The following is a 16,822-nucleotide window of genomic DNA, read 5'->3' on the forward strand; positions in this document are numbered from 1 at the left end:
TAAAGACTGGCCTTTTAGACGAAAATCGGCCGGAACACGGGCCCCGGCCGTCAAAATCGGCGCCAACCTAAACGGGGGGTCAGCGGGCCGTCAACAGGTATCTCACAATGAATGGAAAGATTTCTGCCTCTAGGTTGAAATTTTCTTGCTGACTTAAGTCTTTTTCCACAACCAGGTCAGGACTGAACTGGTGCCGGAACCAGGTGGTCTGGCGTTTGGCGTAATGCCGGGTGTTGAGCTGGCCGACCCGGACCGCCTCTTCGAGGCTGATTTCACCCTTAAGATACTGAGCCAGTTCAGGAAGTCCATGCGCCTTGCGCATCGGGGCCTCCATCGGGATATCGCCGCGGGCCAGCACGGCTTTGGCCTCGTCGAGCGCGCCGACGTCGATCATGCCCTCGAAACGCCGGTCAATCCGGGCATAGAGGCTGTCGCGCGGCGGCTGCAGCAACAGACGAAAGGCCGGGTTCGGCAGACCGGGACTGACCGGCGCTTTCTGCCACTCGATGAGCCCGCGACCAGTCACCTGCAGCACTTCCCAGGCCCGCACCAGCCGCTGGCTGTCGCCCGGCTTCAGGTTGGCGGCGGTGTCCGGATCGGCATGTTTCAGCGCGGCATGCAGGCTCTGCGGGCCTTCGCTGTCGAGCCGGGCGCGAACCTCGGCGCGAACCTCGGCCGGGATCGGCGGGATCTCGGCCAGCCCCTCGAACAGGCTGCGCAGATACATGCCGGTGCCGCCCAGCAGGATCGGCACCCGGCCCTCGGCAATGGTCTCTGTTATGGCCTGCTTTGCCAGATCGACCCACACGGCAGCCGTGCCATGCACGGCGCCATCCAGCACGCCATAGAGCCGGTGCGGCGCCCGGCGCATCTCGTCGTCCGTCGGCCGCGCCGTCAGGACCCGCAGGTCGCGATACACCTGCATGCTGTCGGCATTGATGATGGTGCCGTTCACCTTTTCGGCGATGGCGATGCCAAGCGCCGACTTGCCGCTGGCAGTGGGGCCGGCGACGACAAGGATCGGGGCTTTGCTGGGATCGATCACGGAAGGCCTATCTGTTGCGCCGCCTGTTGTACAAGCCTAGAAGAGTCGGATGCAAAACATTCTGACCCTGATCGCCGCGCCTCATAACGCCGTGCTGACGCCCAAACTCACCAGCGCCGTACGCGACGCGCTGGCCATGGCGCGGGGCCTGGTCGGCCCGCCGGACTGGCTGGATCCCGGCATCGCCTGCGACATCCCTTTCGACAATGTGGATGTGCGCGAGGCTGAAAAACTGACGCGCGCGGCGTTGCGCAATGCGCCGGTCGATGTGATCGCGCTGCCCACCTCGCCCAACCGGCGGAAGAGGGCCCTGGTGGCCGACATGGAGTCGACCATCATCCGCAACGAGATGCTGGATGAACTCGCCTACCTCGCCGAGATCGGCGAGCAGGTGGCCGAGATCACGCGCAAGGCGATGAATGGCGAGCTGGATTTCTATGAAGCGATCCGCGAGCGTGTCAGCCTCCTGAAAGGCCAGCCGGCCACCCTGCTGGATGATGCTGCCAAGCGCATCAAGCTGATGCCCGGCGCACAGGCGCTGCTCGCCACGCTGAAAAGTCATGGTGTGTATTGCGCGCTGGTCTCGGGCGGCTTTGACTACTACACCCAGCCGATTGCCGAACAGCTTGGCTTCGACGAGCAGCAGGCCAACCACATGATCCTCGAGAACGAGGCGATTGCCGGCATCCGTGAGCCGATCCTGGGCCGCGAGGCGAAGCTGGAAGCGCTGCAGCGCGTGGCGCGCGAGCGTGGCATCACGGTGGAAGATTGCATCACGGTGGGCGACGGCGCCAACGATCTTGCCATGCTGGGCGCCGCCGGGATGGGCGTGGCCTATCATGCCAAGCCGAAGGTGCAGGAGCAGGCCCGCATCAACATCCGCCACGGCGACCTGACGGCGCTGCTGTATCTGCAGGGCTATCGCGCCGACGAGATTTACGGGCGGGGCTGAAACGCTCAGTCGTCATTCCCGCGAAAGCGGGAATCCAGAGCAACGGAAAGACTGGGTCCCCGCTTTCGCGGGGACGACGAGTCAAGGTCAGCGCGCGGTCCAGCCGCCATCGATCGCAATCGCCGTGCCGGTGATCGACTTCGCCGCATCGCCGCACAGATAGACGGCGAGCGCGGCCACTTCCTCGATCTCGACAAAGCGCCGGGTCGGCTGCACCGCCAGGATCACTTCGCGGATCACCTTGTCGCGCGGCATGTTATGCGCCTTGGCCTGGTCGTCGATCTGGTTCTCGACCAGCGGCGTGCGCACATAGCCGGGGCAGATCGCATTCACCGTGATGCCGGCTTCGGCCACTTCCAGCGCGACCGACTTGGTCAGGCCGACCTGGCCATGCTTGGCCGCCACATAGGCCGACTTGAACGGCGAGGCGATCAGCCCATGCGCCGAGGCGATATTCACGATGCGGCCCCAGCCCTTGTTCTTCATGCCGGGCAGCGCGGTCTTGATGCAGTGGAAGCTGGACGACAGGTTGATGCTCTGGATCGCCTCCCACTTGGCATCGGGGAATTCATCCACCGGCGACACGAACTGGATGCCGGCATTGTTGACCAGGATGTCGATGCCGCCGAGCTCCTGTTCGGACTTTTTGATGAAGGCGGCAATCGCCTCGCCCTTGCTCATGTCGGCACCGTCATAGACCACCTTGACGCCGAATTCGGCCGCGATGCCCGCCCGCAGCTTTTCGATCTCGGCGGCGTCGCCGAAGCCGTTCAGCATCAGGTTGACGCCCTCTTTGGCCAGCGCCCGGGCGATCCCTAAACCGATCCCGCTGGTGGAACCCGTGACGACGGCGGACTTGCCTTTCAGCATGGCGCGACCTTTCTTACCTGCCTGGAGAGAGGCCGAAGCCTAGCGGAAAAGCCCGGCTTTTGCCTAGGCGCAGCCGGCTGCGGCCGGGTCTGAGCCTTGCGGCTGCCGCGCCGCCCATGGGATACTTTTGACAGCACTTTTGCAGGAGCCTTTCGCGCATGCTGAACCGTATCACCCGCCTGGACGAGGACGAGCCGGAGAAGAACGGCGAGACCGACAAGGAGAAGGTGCGGGACAAGACCCCGGCCATCGAGGAGCGCCTTTTCAAGGCGCGCACCATCCTGATTTTCGGCGGCATCGACCAGAAACTGGCCAAGGAAGTTTCGGCCCGCCTGCTGGCGCTGCAGTCGGCCAGCGACGACCCGGTCACCATCTACATCAACAGCCAGGGCGGCCACGTCGAATCGGGCGACACGATCTATGACATGATCAAGTTCGTGAAGCCGGATGTGCGCGTGGTCGGCACCGGCTGGGTCGCTTCGGCCGGCGCGCTGATCTTTTCCGCCGCCAAGAAAGAAAACCGCTTCTCGCTGCCCAACACCCGCTTCCTGCTGCATCAACCGTCTGGCGGCGCCGGCGGCACGGCTTCGGATGTCGCCATCCAGGCCAAGGAAATCATCCGCATGCGTAAGCGGCTGAACGAGATCTTCGCCCGCGAGACCGGTCAGCCGATCGAGCGGATCGAGAAGGATACCGACCGCGATTACTGGATGAGCGCGGAACAGGCCGTGGAATACGGCCTGGTCGGCAAGGTCGTGCAGAACGCCCGCGAGATCGAATAAAGCTCGCTGATAGAATGCGAAAAGGCCGGCTGCCAGAATAGCTCTCTGGGCCGGCCTTTTTTTATGCGGCGAGCGCGCTGAGCGTCACTTCGCTGGCCTCGGCGGCCACCAGCACATGGCCCGGCGGCACCGGCAGCCATTTCTGCACATGCTCGTCCAGCGGTTCTGACACGATGGTGAGCCGGCCGTCCTCCATGCGCCAGTACAGGCTGGGCGGCTCGGCATCGCTCGAATAGCGGATCGCGTAGACCGAGCGGCCATCAGTGAGCGACGCCGTCATGCGGAAAGCCTCGGTGATGCCATCCTCGATCATCAGCTTGCGCACATCGGCAATGGCGGCCGAGATCGCCGCCAGCGGATCGCGGTCGAGGCCGTGATGCAGCATGAGATAGAAGATCGCTTCCGAATCCGTGGTGCCCAGCCGCTGCTCATACAGGCCATCGGGAATCAGTGCCTCGAGACGGCGGCGCAAACGCGCATAGCCGCCGATCTGGCCATTGTGCATGAACAGCCAGCGCCCGTTGGAAAACGGGTGGCAGTTGGCGCGCGAGGTGGCCGTGCCGGTGGAGGCACGCACATGCGCCAGGAACAGGCTGGAGCGGATCTGATGCGCGATGCTGCGCAGGTTCGGATCGTTCCAGGCCGGCAGGATGTCGCGATAGGTGCCGGGCAGGTCGCGTTCGGCATACCAGCCGACGCCGAAGCCGTCGCCGTTGGTGGCGACCGCTGCCTTGCGCGCATGCAGGCTCTGCTCGATCAGCGAATAACGCGGCGCGAACAGCAGGTCCTCCAGATAGATCGGATCGCCCCGATAGGTCAGCCAGCGGCACATATGTTTCCCCCGGATTCGTTCAGCCTATTTTACGGGAAACGACTGGGATTTGCGACGCGGGCAAAGAAAAAGGCCGGCACCAAGATATCTGGGCCGGCCTTTTGTAATCCGTTTCCGGAGGCGCTTAAGACTTCAGCGGCACCGGCACGAAGCGCGGCTCGCCGGCGCGCTGGATCTGCAGCAGCGCCACCTTGCGCTTGGCATCTTTCAATGCCTTCAGCATCTCCACCGCGTCGTCGGTGTTACGGATTTCCGACTGCGCCATCTCGATGATCACGTCGCCGACGCGCACGTCGCGCTTGGCCGCCGGACCGTCATTCTCCACATCGGTGATCACCACGCCCTTCACGTCATCCTTGATGTCATGTTTCTGGCGCAGCTCCTTGGTCAGCGGCGCGATGCGCACGCCGAGATCGGCCAGCTCGGTCTCGTTACGGCCGGCCCTGGGGCGGGCCGCATCGGCCTTCTGGCTGTTCTCCGTCTTGGCCGAGGCCATGGCGGCTTCCAGCTCGCCCAGCGTGGCCTTCACCGTCTGCTTCTTGCCCTTGCGCATGATCTCGACATTCACGGTCTTGCCGACCGGGGTCTCGGCCACGCTGCGGGTCAGCGCATTGGTGCTGGCAATCGCCTTGCCATCGAAGCTGACGACCACATCGCCGCTGTCGATACCGGCCTTCTGGGCCGGGCCGCCGGGGACGACCTTGGCAACCAGCGCGCCGCGCGCCTGCTGCAGGCCGAGCGCTTCCACCATCTCGTCGGTGACCGACTGGATCTGCACGCCGAGCCAGCCGCGCTTGGTGCGGCCGAATTCGATCAGCTGCTGCACGACCGGGCGGGCGAGATTGGCCGGCACGGCAAAGCCGATGCCGATCGAGCCGCCGGACTGCGAGAAGATCGCCGTGTTGATGCCGATGACGTTGCCTTCCTTGTCGAACAGCGGGCCACCGGAGTTGCCCTTGTTGATCGAGGCATCGGTCTGGATGAAGTCGTCGTAGCGGCCGGCGTTGATGTCGCGGCCGCGCGCCGAGACGATGCCGGCGGTGACGGTGCCGCCGAGACCGAAGGGATTGCCGATCGCCAGCGTCCACTGGCCGACGCGGATCTTGTCCGAATCGGTCCAGTTCACCGCGGTCAGCTTGCGGTCCTTGGGCTCGACCTTCAGCACCGCGATATCCACTTCAGGATCGCGGCCGATGATCTTGGCTTCCAGTTCGGTGTTGTCATGCAGGATGACACGCACCTGGTCGGCATCGGCGATCACGTGGTTGTTGGTGACCACATAGCCGCGCGCATCGACGATGAAGCCCGAGCCGAGCGACGACACTTGGCGCGGCGGACGGTTGCCGCCCTCGCCGCGCTGCTGGCGTTCGAAGAATTCCTTGAAGAAATCCTCAAACGGCGAGCCGGGCGGGAATTGCGGCATGCCTTCCGGCGTGATGCCGCGATTCTGCACCGTCTGCGTGGTGGAGATATTCACCACCGCCGGCAGCAGGCGCTCGGCCAGATCGGCGAAGTCGCCCTCCGGTGCGCGCGCCTGCACCGGCGAAACCGCACCGAACATCAGCACGATGGCCGTGGCGGCAACCGCACAGCTCCGAACCAGTCGATCCTGCATCATGCTACCCATGACCATCCTCCTCGCCTCTGCGGGCGACGAATGTTGACTAACGACCCGCCGGGCGGCGCGGCGCCCCGGTGGCACTGTCGAAATACTTGAAGAACTCGGAGTCCGGCGACAGCACCATGGTGGTGTCGCCCGGCTGCAGCGCCTTGGTGTAGGCCTGCAGCGACCGGTAGAAATCGTAGAACTGCGGGTCCTTGTTGGCGGCTTCGGCGAAAATCTTGGTGCGTTCGGCATCGCCTTCACCGCGCAGGATTTCCGAACGGCGGCGCGCATCCGCAATCAGGATGGTGCGCTGACGTTCCGCCTCCGAGCGAATCCTTTCGGACAGCTCGAAGCCCGTGGCGCGCTGCTCATTCGCCTCGCGCTGGCGTTCGGTCTGCATGCGGCGGAAGATCGCCTGGCCGATGGTGTCGGGGAAATCGGCGCGCTTGATGCGCACGTCGACCAGCTCGATACCGAGACGGCGGCTGTCTTCCTGCAGCGTGTTGGTCACCTGCTGCATCGCCGAGGGACGATCGCCGGAGATGATCGTGCTGGCGTCCAGCTTGCCGAAGGCGCCACGGAAGGCGTTGGCCACCGACGGCGCCAGACGGCCGCGCAGGCCAGTTTCGTTGCGGACGGTCTGATAGAACAGCAGCGGATTGGTGATCTTGTAGCGCACGAAGCTGTCGACCACGAGACGGCGCTGATCAGTGGTGAGGATTTCCTCGGGCTGCGCATCGAGGCCGAGGATACGCTTGTCGAAGTAAACCACATCCTGGATCAGCGGGATTTTCACATTCAGTCCGGGTTCGGTGATCACGCTGCGCGGATCGCCGAACTGCACGACCAGGGCCTGCTGGGCCTGATGCACGGTGAACAGCGAAGCCTTGACCAGGAAACCGGCGGCAACCAGGACGATAACGACGATGGTGAGGAGCGAGCGGTTCATGATGCGTCTCCTCTCTTAGCGCTGCTGCTGCGGCTGCGCATTGTTCGTGCGCGGCAGCTGTTTCTGCAATTCGGTCAGCGGCAGGTAGGGTACCACGCCCTGGCCGCCATTCTGGCTGTCGACGATCACCTTGTTGGTGCCGCGCATGATCTGTTCCATGGTTTCGAGATACATGCGCTTGGTCGTCACGTCCTTGGCCTGGCGGTACTCGTTGTAGACCTGGGTGAAGCGGCTGGCGTCGCCCTGGGCATTGGCGATGGTTTCCTGCTTGTACGCCTCGGCCTGCTGCAGCAGACGCTGCACTTCGCCGCGCGCGCGCGGGATGATGTCGTTGCGATAGGCTTCCGCCTCATTCTGCGCGCGCTCGCGGTCGGCCTGGGCCGCCTGCACGTCGCGGAAGGCATCGATCACCGACGCCGGCGGCTCGGTACGCTGCAGCGCCACCTGGGTGATCACCACGCCGGCACTGTAACTGTCAAGCACTGCCTGCATCACGCGACGGGTATCGTCGGCGATCTTGGTGCGGCCTTCGGTCAGGATGAACTGGATATTGTTCTTGCCGACCACTTCGCGGATCGCACTCTCGGCGATCTGCTTGATGGTGCGCGAAGGATCGACCACGTTGAAGAGGTACTGGCCGGCATCCTTCACCTGCCACAGCACGGTGAAATCGATATCGACGATATTCTCGTCGCCGGTCAGCATCAGGCTTTCTTCCGGCACGTCGCGGGTCTGGGCGCCGCGGGTCGGCGAATCGCCCAGCGAACGGAAGCCGATTTCCTCGCGATTGACCGAGGTGACCTTGGGTGTCAGCACGCTGTCGACCGGCCAAGGCAGGCGATAGCGCAGGCCCGGTTCGGTGACGGCATGCACCTTGCCGAAGCGCAGCACGACGCCCTGTTCGTCGGTATCGACGCGGTAGAAGCCGGTGCCGAGCCAGATTGCCACGGCGACCAGGATCAGCAGCAGGATGCCGCGACCGGAGACGTCTCCGCCCGGCAGCATGCCGCGGAAGCGGTCCTGGCCCTTGCGCAGGATGTCCTCAAGGCTGGGCGGGATCGGGCCGCCGCCATTGCCGCCGCCCGAACCGCGATTACCGCCGCCAGACCCCTGGCCCCATGGCCCGCGACCACCGCCGCCGCCACCTTGCCAACCCCCACCTTGATTGCTCCAGGGCATCCTACAGTCCTTCTTAACCAGAATTCGGGCCATCCGAGACTGCGCCAGACCCAAAAGTCCGGCGCGATGGCACCAGTTTCGCATTGTACCGCCGGGTTGTCGCCCCGTTCCGGTCCCCGTCTCGCCTTTATACAGGGCCTCGCCTGCCGAGCAGATGAATTGCCGTCTTTCAGCCCCCGCGATATATCAATCGCTTGGCGCAAGCGCGGCTTTGCCTGCCAGCCATCAAGAATATTGGAACGTTTACAGGGATTTCAAGCATGACCGGAGTTACAGAAGCGCAGATCCTCGACGCGCTGCGCGGTGTGGTAGACGCCGATCATGGCAAGAATGTGGTCGAGCTTGGCATGGTGGCCGGCCTGGTGATCAAGGGCGGCAATGTCGGTTTCGTGCTGGAAGTGCCGGCCCGGGACGGTGCGCGCAAGGAACCGCTGCGCAAAGCCGCCGAACAGGCCGTCGCCGCCCTGCCCGGCATCACCTCGGCCACCGTGGTCCTGACAGCCCAGAGTCAGGGTAAATCGGCTGCAGCGCAACCGGCGCATGCCCACGCGCATGCGCATGATCACGGCCATGATCATGGGCACAGTCATGGCCCGGCGAAGAAACCCGCCGCCGCGCCCGAAGTCAGTGCGCGTCCGGCCATCCCCGGCATCAAGTCGATCATCGCCGTCGCCTCGGGCAAGGGCGGCGTCGGCAAATCCACCACTGCCGTCAACCTGGCGCTGGCGCTGGCGCAGTCCGGCAGGAAGGTCGGCCTGCTGGATGCTGATATCTACGGTCCGTCACTGCCGCGCATGATGGGCATCTCCGGCAAGCCGAATTCACCCGATGGCAAGCGCCTGGAACCCATGCAGGGCTGGGGTATTCCCTGTATGTCCATGGGGTTCCTGGTGCCGGAAGACACGCCGATGATCTGGCGTGGCCCGATGGTGATGAGCGCGCTGGAGCAGATGCTGCGCGACGTGAACTGGGGCGAACTCGACGTGCTGGTGGTCGATATGCCGCCGGGCACCGGCGATGCGCAGCTGACCATGGCGCAGCGCGTGCCGCTGGCCGGCGCGGTGATCGTGTCGACGCCGCAGGACATCGCGCTGCTGGATGCACGCAAAGGCCTGAACATGTTCCGCCGCGTCGATGTGCCGGTGCTCGGGATCGTCGAGAATATGAGCTACTTCTGCTGCCCGAATTGCGGCCATCGCAGCGATATCTTCGCCCATGGCGGCGCGCGCAAAACGGCCGAGGAACTGGGTTGCGATTTCCTGGGCGAGCTGCCGCTGAAAATCGAGATCCGCGAGACCAGCGACGGCGGCACGCCGATCGTCGCCTCCAGGCCCGAAAGCGATGAAGCCAAGGCCTATCGCGCCATCGCGGCGCTGGTGGCGGCCAAGCTGGACCGGGATGCCGGCGCCAGCCGGATGCCGAAGATCACGATTGAGTGACCCGGATCTGAGCCCAAAGAAAAAGGCCGGCCCAGAAAAGCTATCTGGCAGCCGGCCTTTTTTGATTGAACGCTCCCGTTCGGATCAGGCCTCGCTGGCCTGTTCCTCGGAGATCGCCGCCTGCGCGGCAGCCAGACGGGCGATCGGCACGCGGTAGGGCGAGCAGGACACATAATCCAGACCGGCATTGTGGCAGAAGCGCACTGACGACGGGTCGCCGCCATGCTCGCCGCAGATGCCCAGCTTGATATCCTTGCGGGTGCTCCGGCCGCGCTCGGCAGCCAGTTTCACTAACTCGCCCACACCGGCCTGATCGATGCTGACAAACGGATCGCGCTCGAAAATGCCGGCCCGCAGGTAATCTTCCATGAACAGGGCAGAGTCGTCGCGGCTGATGCCCAGCGTGGTCTGGGTCAGATCGTTGGTGCCGAAGGAGAAGAATTCGGCGGTCTCCGCGATATCGGCAGCGCGCAGGGCAGCGCGCGGCAGCTCGATCATGGTGCCGACCAGATACTTCACCTTCTTGCCCTGCTCCTTGAACACAGCAGCGGCAACGCCATCGACCTTGCCCTTCAGGATGTCGATCTCGGCCTTGGTGGCGACCAGCGGAATCATCACTTCCGGCTCGACCGGCTTGCCGCCGGCCTTGGACACCTGCACGGCCGCCTCGAAGATGGCGCGCGCCTGCATCTCGTAGATTTCCGGGAAGCTGATGCCGAGGCGGCAGCCGCGATGGCCGAGCATCGGATTGGTTTCTTCCAGCGCCTTCTTGCGCTCCTTGAGCGCCGCGACACTCAGGCCGGTGCCACGCGCGACCGCGTCGAAATCGCCATCGGTCTTGGGCAGGAATTCATGCAACGGCGGATCGAGCAGGCGGATCGTCACCGGGCGGCCGGCCATGATCTTGAACAGCTGCACGAAATCCTCGCGCTGCATCGGCAGGATCTTGGCCAGCGCCTTCTTCCGGCCTTCCACGCTGTGCGACAGGATCATTTCGCGCACCGCCGTGATGCGGTCGGCGTCGAAGAACATATGTTCGGTGCGGCACAGGCCGATGCCTTCGCAGCCGAAGCGTACGGCCGTTTCCGCATCGGCGGGAGTCTCGGCGTTGGTGCGGACCTTCAGCTTGCGCAGCTTGTCAGCCCAGACCATCAGCTGGCCGAAATCTCCCGACAGCTGCGGCTCGATCATCGGCATGACACCGAGGATCACTTCGCCGGTCGAACCGTCGATGGTGATCACGTCGCCCTTGTTCACGATGAGATCGCCGATCGTCATCTTGCCGGCGGCATGGTCGATGCGGATGGCGCCGGCGCCCGAAACGCAGGGGCGGCCCATGCCACGGGCCACGACGGCCGCATGGCTGGTGGTGCCGCCGCGCGCGGTCAGAATGCCCTTGGCGGCATGCATGCCATGGATGTCTTCCGGCGAGGTCTCGACGCGGCAGAGAATGACGGCCTCGCCCTTGCCGGCCAACTGCTCGGCTTCATCGGCAGTGAACACCGCCTTGCCCGAGGCGGCGCCCGGCGAGGCGGCCAGACCCTTGGCGATCACCTTGCGCTCGGCCTTCGGATCCGGCGTCGGATGCAACAGCTGGTCCAGCGATGCCGGGTCGACGCGCATGACCGCTTCGCCCTGGCTGACCAGCTTTTCCTTCACCATGTCGACGGCGATCTTGATCGCGGCCTTGGCAGTGCGCTTGCCCGAACGGGTCTGCAGCATCCACAGCTTGCCTTGCTGGACGGTGAACTCGATGTCCTGCATGTCGCGATAGTGCTTTTCCAGCGTCTTGAACACGCCGACCAGCTGCCTGAAGGTCGCCGGCATCGACTCTTCCATCGACGGCATGTCGTTGCCGACCTTGAGCCGCGACTCTTTCGTGAGCTGCTGCGGCGTGCGGATGCCGGCCACGACATCCTCGCCCTGCGCGTTGATCAGGTATTCGCCGTAATAGATCTTCTCGCCGGTGGACGGATCGCGGGTGAAGGCGACGCCGGTGCAGGATGTCTCGCCCATATTGCCAAACACCATCGCCTGCACATTCACCGCCGTGCCCCATGAGGCCGGAATGTTGTTCAGGCTGCGATAGGTAATGGCGCGCTGGTTCATCCAGCTGGAGAACACGGCGCCGATAGCGCCCCAGAGCTGGTCGCGCACATCCTGCGGGAAGGGCTTGCCCAGTTCCTGCTGCACCTTCTTCTTGTAGGCGGCGACGATCTGCTTCCAGTCATCGGCCTTCAGCTCGGTGTCGAGGTTGAGGCCATGCTCTTCCTTGTGCATTTCGAGCAGTTCTTCGAAATGCTCGTGGCCGACATCGAGCACGACATTGGAATACATCTGGATGAAGCGGCGATAGCTGTCCCAGGCGAAACGCTCGTTGCCCGACTGCTTGGCCAGCGCTTCCACGGTTATGTCGTTCAGGCCGAGATTCAGCACGGTGTCCATCATGCCCGGCATCGAGGCCCGCGCGCCCGAGCGAACCGAAACCAGCAGCGGCATCCTGGCGTCGCCGAACTTGGCGCCGACCAGTTTCTCGACGCGCGTCAGCGCGGCATCGACCTGGCCCTTCAGTTCCCTGGGATACTGCTTGCCGTTCTTGTAGTAAGCCGTGCAGACCTCGGTGGTGATGGTCAGGCCCGGGGGAACCGGCAGGCCGATGTTGGACATCTCGGCGAGGTTGGCGCCCTTGCCGCCCAGCAGATTCTTCATGTCGGCGCGGCCTTCGGCCTTGCCGTCGCCGAACGAGTAAACCAGTTTCCCCTTGGCCGGAGCTGCAGGCTTCGCGGCCTTGCGGGCAACCTTCTTCACAGCCTTTTTGGGTGCTGACTTTTTCGGCGCTGCCTTGCGGGCCTTCACCGCTTTCTTGGCGACCTTCTTGGCAGCTTTCTTCTTGGCCATGGCAGTATTTACCCCTCGATCTGGGAAAAGTCGGCGATACGATCCATGCTGCCCACGACGGCAGACAGCAGGCTCAAACGATTGCGTCGCACGGTCGTCACATCAGCATTGACGGTGACCCGGTCGAAGAACGCATCGACCGGCGCACGTAGCCGCGCAAGTGTGGCAAGATAATGGCGGAAATCCGCCTCGTCCTGTGTCTTTCCGGAGGCTTCGCGACCGAGATCGCCGAGCGCGGCGACCAGCACGCGCTCTTCATCCTGCGCGATCAGCTTGCCATCGATCTCGCCCAGCTTGAGATCCGGCGTTTTTTTCATCTCGGCGCGCACGATGTTGTTGGCGCGGCGATAGGCGACGAGAAGATTGGCGCCCTCACCGTCGGTCAGGAAACCGCGCAGCGCCTCGACCTTGGCCAGAATCCGCAGCAGGTCGTCGTCATTGCCCTTGGCGAAGATGGCGGCGACCAGATCATGCCGCACGCCCTGCTCACGCAGATACACCTTCAGGCGATCGACGAAGAACTGCATCAGCTCTTCGGTCGGGCTGCGCTCGCTTTCGGCCTGCGCGATCTGCAGCGACAGGGCCGAGCGGAACAGCACTTTCAATGGCAGCGCCAGCCGGTTTTCCAGGATCAGGCGGATCACGCCGAGCGCAGCGCGACGCAGCGCGAAGGGATCCTTCGAGCCGGTCGGCTTCTCGTCGATGGCGAAGAAGCCGGCCAGCGTGTCGATCTTGTCGGCCAGGGCGACAGCGACGGAAACCGGCGCGGTCGGGCAGCGGTCATTCGGGCCCTGCGGCGCATAATGCTGCGCGATGGCCTCCGCCACTTCGGCGGGCTCGCCGTCGTTCAGCGCGTAGTAGCGCCCCATGACGCCCTGCAGTTCGGGGAATTCGCCGACCAGGCCGCTGACCAGATCGGCCTTAGCCAGCTTGGCCGCCCGACGCGCCTGCTTGGCATCGGCATGCAGCGCGCTGGCGATCTCGTAGGCCAGACGCTCCACGCGCTCGACCTTCTGCGCCACGGTGCCGAGCCTGGCGTGGAAAACGATGTCCTTCAGTGCCGGCAGGCGGCTTTCCAGCGTGACCTTGCGATCCTGGTCCCAGAAGAACTTGGCATCCGACAGCCGCGCATTCAGCACACGCTCGTTGCCGGCGATCACCTGCTTGCCGCCATCGTCGGTCATCGTATTGGCGACTATGACGAAACGCGGTGCCAGCGCGCCGTCCTTGGTATTGAGCGCGAAATACTTCTGATGCGTGCGCATCGTGGTGGTCAGCACCTCGCGCGGCACGCTCATGAAATCCTGCGGGATGCGGCCGAGCAGCACGACCGGCTGTTCGACCAGGCCGGTCACCTCATCGGCGAGGCCCGGATCGTCCACCAGCACGAGATCCTCGTTGCCGGCAGCAAATGCGGCATCCTTCAGCACTGCGGCGCGGCGCGTGGCGAAATCCGGCTCCACGTAAGCCACGCGCAGGCGGCGCAGATAGTCGCCGGCGTCACGCACGGAGAAGCGCGCCGGCGCCTGGAAGCGATGGCCGCAGGTGGTATCGCTCGCCGTCAGATGACCGAACGTGAACGGCACGGTCTCGCCCTCGAACAGGCAGATGATGCTGTGCAGCGGGCGCACCCAGCGCATCGGCTGATCGGCCCAGCGCATCGATTTCGGCCAGGGCAATGCGGCCAGCGCGTCGGGGATCAGGCGCCTGAGCGCGTCTTTCGTGGCCTCGCCCGGCTTCTCGACGATGGCGAACCAGAATTCGCCCTTGCCGGTATCGCGCTTCTCGCAACTGTCGAGCGAGGTCAGGCCGGCGCCGCGCAGGAAGCCCTGCACAGCGGCATCGGGCGAACCGACGCGCGGGCCCTTCTTCTCTTCGCGCACGGCGTCCTGCATGCGCGGCAGGCCGCGCACCACCAGCGCCAGGCGGCGCGGGGTGACGTAAGACTCGGTCTTGTCGAAATGCAGGCCGGACTTCTTCAGCAGGTCGGTGACGAGGCGCTGCAGGTCCTCGGCGGCGCGCTGCTGCATGCGCGCGGGAATTTCTTCCGAATGCAGCTCAAGCAGGAGTTCGCCAAGCATCAGGCGCCCTCCTTCCCGTCAAGGATTGGGCCATTATGGCCGCGCGACTTCAGCCACTGGGTGCAGCAGGCCTTGGCCAGCGCACGCACACGGCCGATATAGGCGGCACGCTCGGTCACGCTGATCACGCCGCGCGCATCCAGCAGATTGAAGGTATGGCTCGCCTTCATGCACTGGTCATAAGCCGGCAGGGCCAGGCCCTTCCCGACCAGCGCGATGCATTCCTTCTCGACATCGGCGAAGCGGCGGAACAGCTGCTCGGTGTCGGCATGTTCGAAATTGTAAGCGGAGAATTCGCGTTCGGCCTGGTGGAACACTTCGCCGTATTTCACGCCGCGGCCGTTGAAGTCGAGGTCGTAGACGTTGTCCTTGCCCTGCACATACATCGCCAGGCGTTCGAGGCCATAGGTGATTTCGGCTGCAACCGGCGAGCAGTCGAAGCCGCCGACCTGCTGGAAATAGGTGAACTGGGTCACTTCCATGCCGTCGCACCAGACTTCCCAGCCCAGACCCCAGGCACCCAGCGTCGGGCTTTCCCAGTCGTCTTCGACGAAGCGGATATCGTGGCGCTTGGACGAAATGCCGAGCGCTTCGAGCGAGCCGAGATACAGCTCCAGCACATTGGGCGGGCTCGGCTTCAGGATCACCTGGAACTGGTAGTAATGCTGCAGGCGGTTCGGGTTGTCGCCGTAACGGCCGTCCTTGGGGCGGCGCGAGGGCTGCACATAGGCCGCATTCCACGGCTCGGGGCCGAGCGCGCGCAAGGTGGTGGCGGGATGGAAGGTGCCGGCACCCACTTCCATGTCGTAGGGCTGCAGCAGCAGGCAGCCCTGCCGCGCCCAGTATGTCTGCAGCGTCAGAATCAGGTCCTGAAACGACGAAGCCGCAGCGGGTCCAGTGGGCGCCATCGCAGGGTCCTTTGCGCTCTCGCCTGTGCGTGCGTGGGGTGGCCGAAATCGGGCGGACCTTAGCCAGCAGGGGCTTTCAAATCAAGCCATTGGCCCCTGCGGCCGATCCCCGACTTAAGCCCAAAACGGCGTGTGAAACCGGTTCAGAAACCGCGCCCGGGGAGCCTAGGCCGGACGGCAGTCCGGGCGGCCACAGGTCCTGGCCGCAGCCTGGTCGGCTGGCAGCTTCGGATCGACCACCATGTAAGTGCCGCAAACCGGGCAGGGTTTCAGGTCCTCGGCGATCGTCTTCGGCGCCGGAGACTGTGCCTGGGCCTTGGGCTCGGCCGGGGCGGGAGCTTTGCCGGGAGCGGGCTTGCGATTGATGTAGCGCCAGCCGTACCAGACGGCGGCGACCAGGAGGATCAGGAGCAGAATTTTTAACATGGCTGCGATTCTGGGGCCGGCCACCCCTCACTTGCAAGGGTTCGTCACCGAGTCGCTGTCACACTTGGGGGAGTGCAGCCCCGGCCCGCAGCACGGCGTCGATCTCGGGCAGGTAACTGCCGTCCGGCTGGTGCAACACCAGGCCGGGCGTCAGCACCAGCGGCGCCTTGCTACCCTTCACCGCCCGCACGATCACGCGTTTCGCCGGCTGTCCTGGCCGCGACCACAGCGGAATCACCCGGATCGCACCTGCCTTGCTCTCGAATGCGGCCAGGATGTCCCCCAGCCGCTCGGTCTTGTGGATCAGCGTCAGCCCGGCATTCGGTTTGGCATAGCGCAGCATGGCGGCGACCCAATGGCCGACATCGGCGTCTTCGGCTTCGGCGCGCGCCGTCGCCCGGCCGGCATGCGGTGAGACACGATGTCGCGCCACATCGAAATACGGCGGGTTGGCAAAGACCTGGTCGAAACTGTTGGGCGCCAGGCCGGCGATGCGGCGCGCACGCAGGTCGCCTTCATGCACGCGGAGGCGATCCGCCAAGCTGTTCGCGGCGATATTGCGGGCGCAGAGCGCAGCCAGATCGGACTGCAACTCGAGGCCGGCAACAGTCACGTTTTTCAGCCGTGCCGCCACGCACAGCATGGCGACGCCCGAACCGCAACCCAGTTCCAGCACCTGTGCACCAGACTTGGCGACGATGGCGGCGGCCAGCATCACGGCATCGGCGCTGGCGCGCTGGCCCTTGCGCGGCTGTTTCAGGCGAACCAGGCCGCCCAGCAGGGCATCAGTGGTGTGATCGTTGTCAGGCATTTGATCTGAAAGACAAACTTGGCAAATGAGCGGCGCTTGACCGA

14 protein-coding genes are annotated in these 16,822 nt (G+C 64.5%); 3 read left to right on the forward strand and 11 right to left on the reverse strand.

Annotated features, from left to right (window positions below; translation table 11 throughout):
• Positions 1-79: 79 nt before the first annotated feature.
• Positions 80-1,045: a tRNA (adenosine(37)-N6)-dimethylallyltransferase MiaA gene (gene miaA, locus FNB15_RS01035; protein ID WP_144066928.1), complete on the reverse strand. Its 966-nt coding sequence runs from the start codon at positions 1,043-1,045 to the stop codon at positions 80-82.
• Positions 1,046-1,094: 49 nt separating this feature from the next.
• On the opposite strand from miaA, the gene serB reads away from it, so the two are divergent.
• Positions 1,095-1,997, forward strand: a complete 903-nt coding sequence (gene serB / locus FNB15_RS01040; RefSeq protein WP_144066929.1) for a phosphoserine phosphatase SerB — start codon at positions 1,095-1,097, stop codon at positions 1,995-1,997.
• Positions 1,998-2,084: 87 nt separating this feature from the next.
• Here the strand turns inward: serB and FNB15_RS01045 are convergent, their stop codons facing one another.
• Positions 2,085-2,867, reverse strand: a complete 783-nt coding sequence (locus FNB15_RS01045) for a 3-hydroxybutyrate dehydrogenase (RefSeq protein WP_144066930.1) — start codon at positions 2,865-2,867, stop codon at positions 2,085-2,087.
• A gap of 158 nt (positions 2,868-3,025) precedes the next feature.
• Between FNB15_RS01045 and FNB15_RS01050 the strand changes: the two genes are divergently transcribed.
• A complete protein-coding gene (locus tag FNB15_RS01050; RefSeq protein ID WP_144066931.1) occupies positions 3,026-3,649 on the forward strand; it encodes an ATP-dependent Clp protease proteolytic subunit in 624 nt (207 codons plus the stop codon).
• A gap of 61 nt (positions 3,650-3,710) precedes the next feature.
• Here FNB15_RS01050 and FNB15_RS01055 read toward each other — a convergent pair whose 3' ends face one another.
• The 4 genes from FNB15_RS01055 to hflK all read right to left on the reverse strand — a co-directional run bounded on the left by FNB15_RS01055 (position 3,711) and on the right by hflK (position 8,215).
• Positions 3,711-4,481 carry a class II glutamine amidotransferase gene (locus tag FNB15_RS01055; RefSeq protein WP_144066932.1) on the reverse strand — a complete coding sequence of 257 codons (771 nt, stop codon included), beginning with the start codon at positions 4,479-4,481 and terminating at the stop codon, positions 3,711-3,713.
• Between the two features lie 124 nt (positions 4,482-4,605).
• A complete protein-coding gene (locus FNB15_RS01060; protein WP_246068758.1) occupies positions 4,606-6,108 on the reverse strand; it encodes a DegQ family serine endoprotease in 1,503 nt (500 codons plus the stop codon).
• Between the two features lie 37 nt (positions 6,109-6,145).
• The gene (gene hflC / locus FNB15_RS21295; RefSeq protein WP_144066934.1) at positions 6,146-7,036 is read right to left on the reverse strand and encodes a protease modulator HflC; all 891 of its coding nucleotides are present in this window, start codon (positions 7,034-7,036) and stop codon (positions 6,146-6,148) included.
• A 15-nt stretch (positions 7,037-7,051) separates the two neighbouring features.
• Positions 7,052-8,215: an FtsH protease activity modulator HflK gene (gene hflK / locus FNB15_RS01070; RefSeq protein WP_144066935.1), complete on the reverse strand. Its 1,164-nt coding sequence runs from the start codon at positions 8,213-8,215 to the stop codon at positions 7,052-7,054.
• A 260-nt stretch (positions 8,216-8,475) separates the two neighbouring features.
• On the opposite strand from hflK, the gene apbC reads away from it, so the two are divergent.
• The gene (apbC, locus tag FNB15_RS01075) at positions 8,476-9,654 is read left to right on the forward strand and encodes an iron-sulfur cluster carrier protein ApbC (protein ID WP_144066936.1); all 1,179 of its coding nucleotides are present in this window, start codon (positions 8,476-8,478) and stop codon (positions 9,652-9,654) included.
• Between the two features lie 84 nt (positions 9,655-9,738).
• Here apbC and ppdK read toward each other — a convergent pair whose 3' ends face one another.
• From ppdK to FNB15_RS01100, 5 genes are all read right to left on the reverse strand, one after another.
• Positions 9,739-12,363 carry a pyruvate, phosphate dikinase gene (gene ppdK, locus FNB15_RS01080; RefSeq protein WP_246068841.1) on the reverse strand — a complete coding sequence of 875 codons (2,625 nt, stop codon included), beginning with the start codon at positions 12,361-12,363 and terminating at the stop codon, positions 9,739-9,741.
• A 197-nt stretch (positions 12,364-12,560) separates the two neighbouring features.
• Positions 12,561-14,633 (reverse strand): glycine--tRNA ligase subunit beta, encoded by a 2,073-nt coding sequence (gene glyS, locus FNB15_RS01085; protein WP_144066938.1) that lies wholly within the window; start codon positions 14,631-14,633, stop codon positions 12,561-12,563.
• Entirely contained in the window at positions 14,633-15,541 is a 909-nt protein-coding gene (locus FNB15_RS01090; protein ID WP_144066939.1) for a glycine--tRNA ligase subunit alpha, read from the reverse strand. The genes glyS and FNB15_RS01090 overlap by 1 nt, the downstream gene beginning before the upstream one ends.
• Before the next feature lie 165 nt (positions 15,542-15,706).
• Complete coding sequence (locus FNB15_RS01095; RefSeq protein ID WP_246068759.1) at positions 15,707-15,967, reverse strand: DUF6479 family protein; 261 nt, start codon at positions 15,965-15,967, stop codon at positions 15,707-15,709.
• A gap of 58 nt (positions 15,968-16,025) precedes the next feature.
• A complete protein-coding gene (locus FNB15_RS01100; protein ID WP_144066940.1) occupies positions 16,026-16,778 on the reverse strand; it encodes a tRNA1(Val) (adenine(37)-N6)-methyltransferase in 753 nt (250 codons plus the stop codon).
• Positions 16,779-16,822: the final 44 nt, after the last annotated feature.

It is taken from the genome of Ferrovibrio terrae, from assembly GCF_007197755.1.
Lineage (GTDB): Bacteria > Pseudomonadota > Alphaproteobacteria > Ferrovibrionales > Ferrovibrionaceae > Ferrovibrio > Ferrovibrio terrae.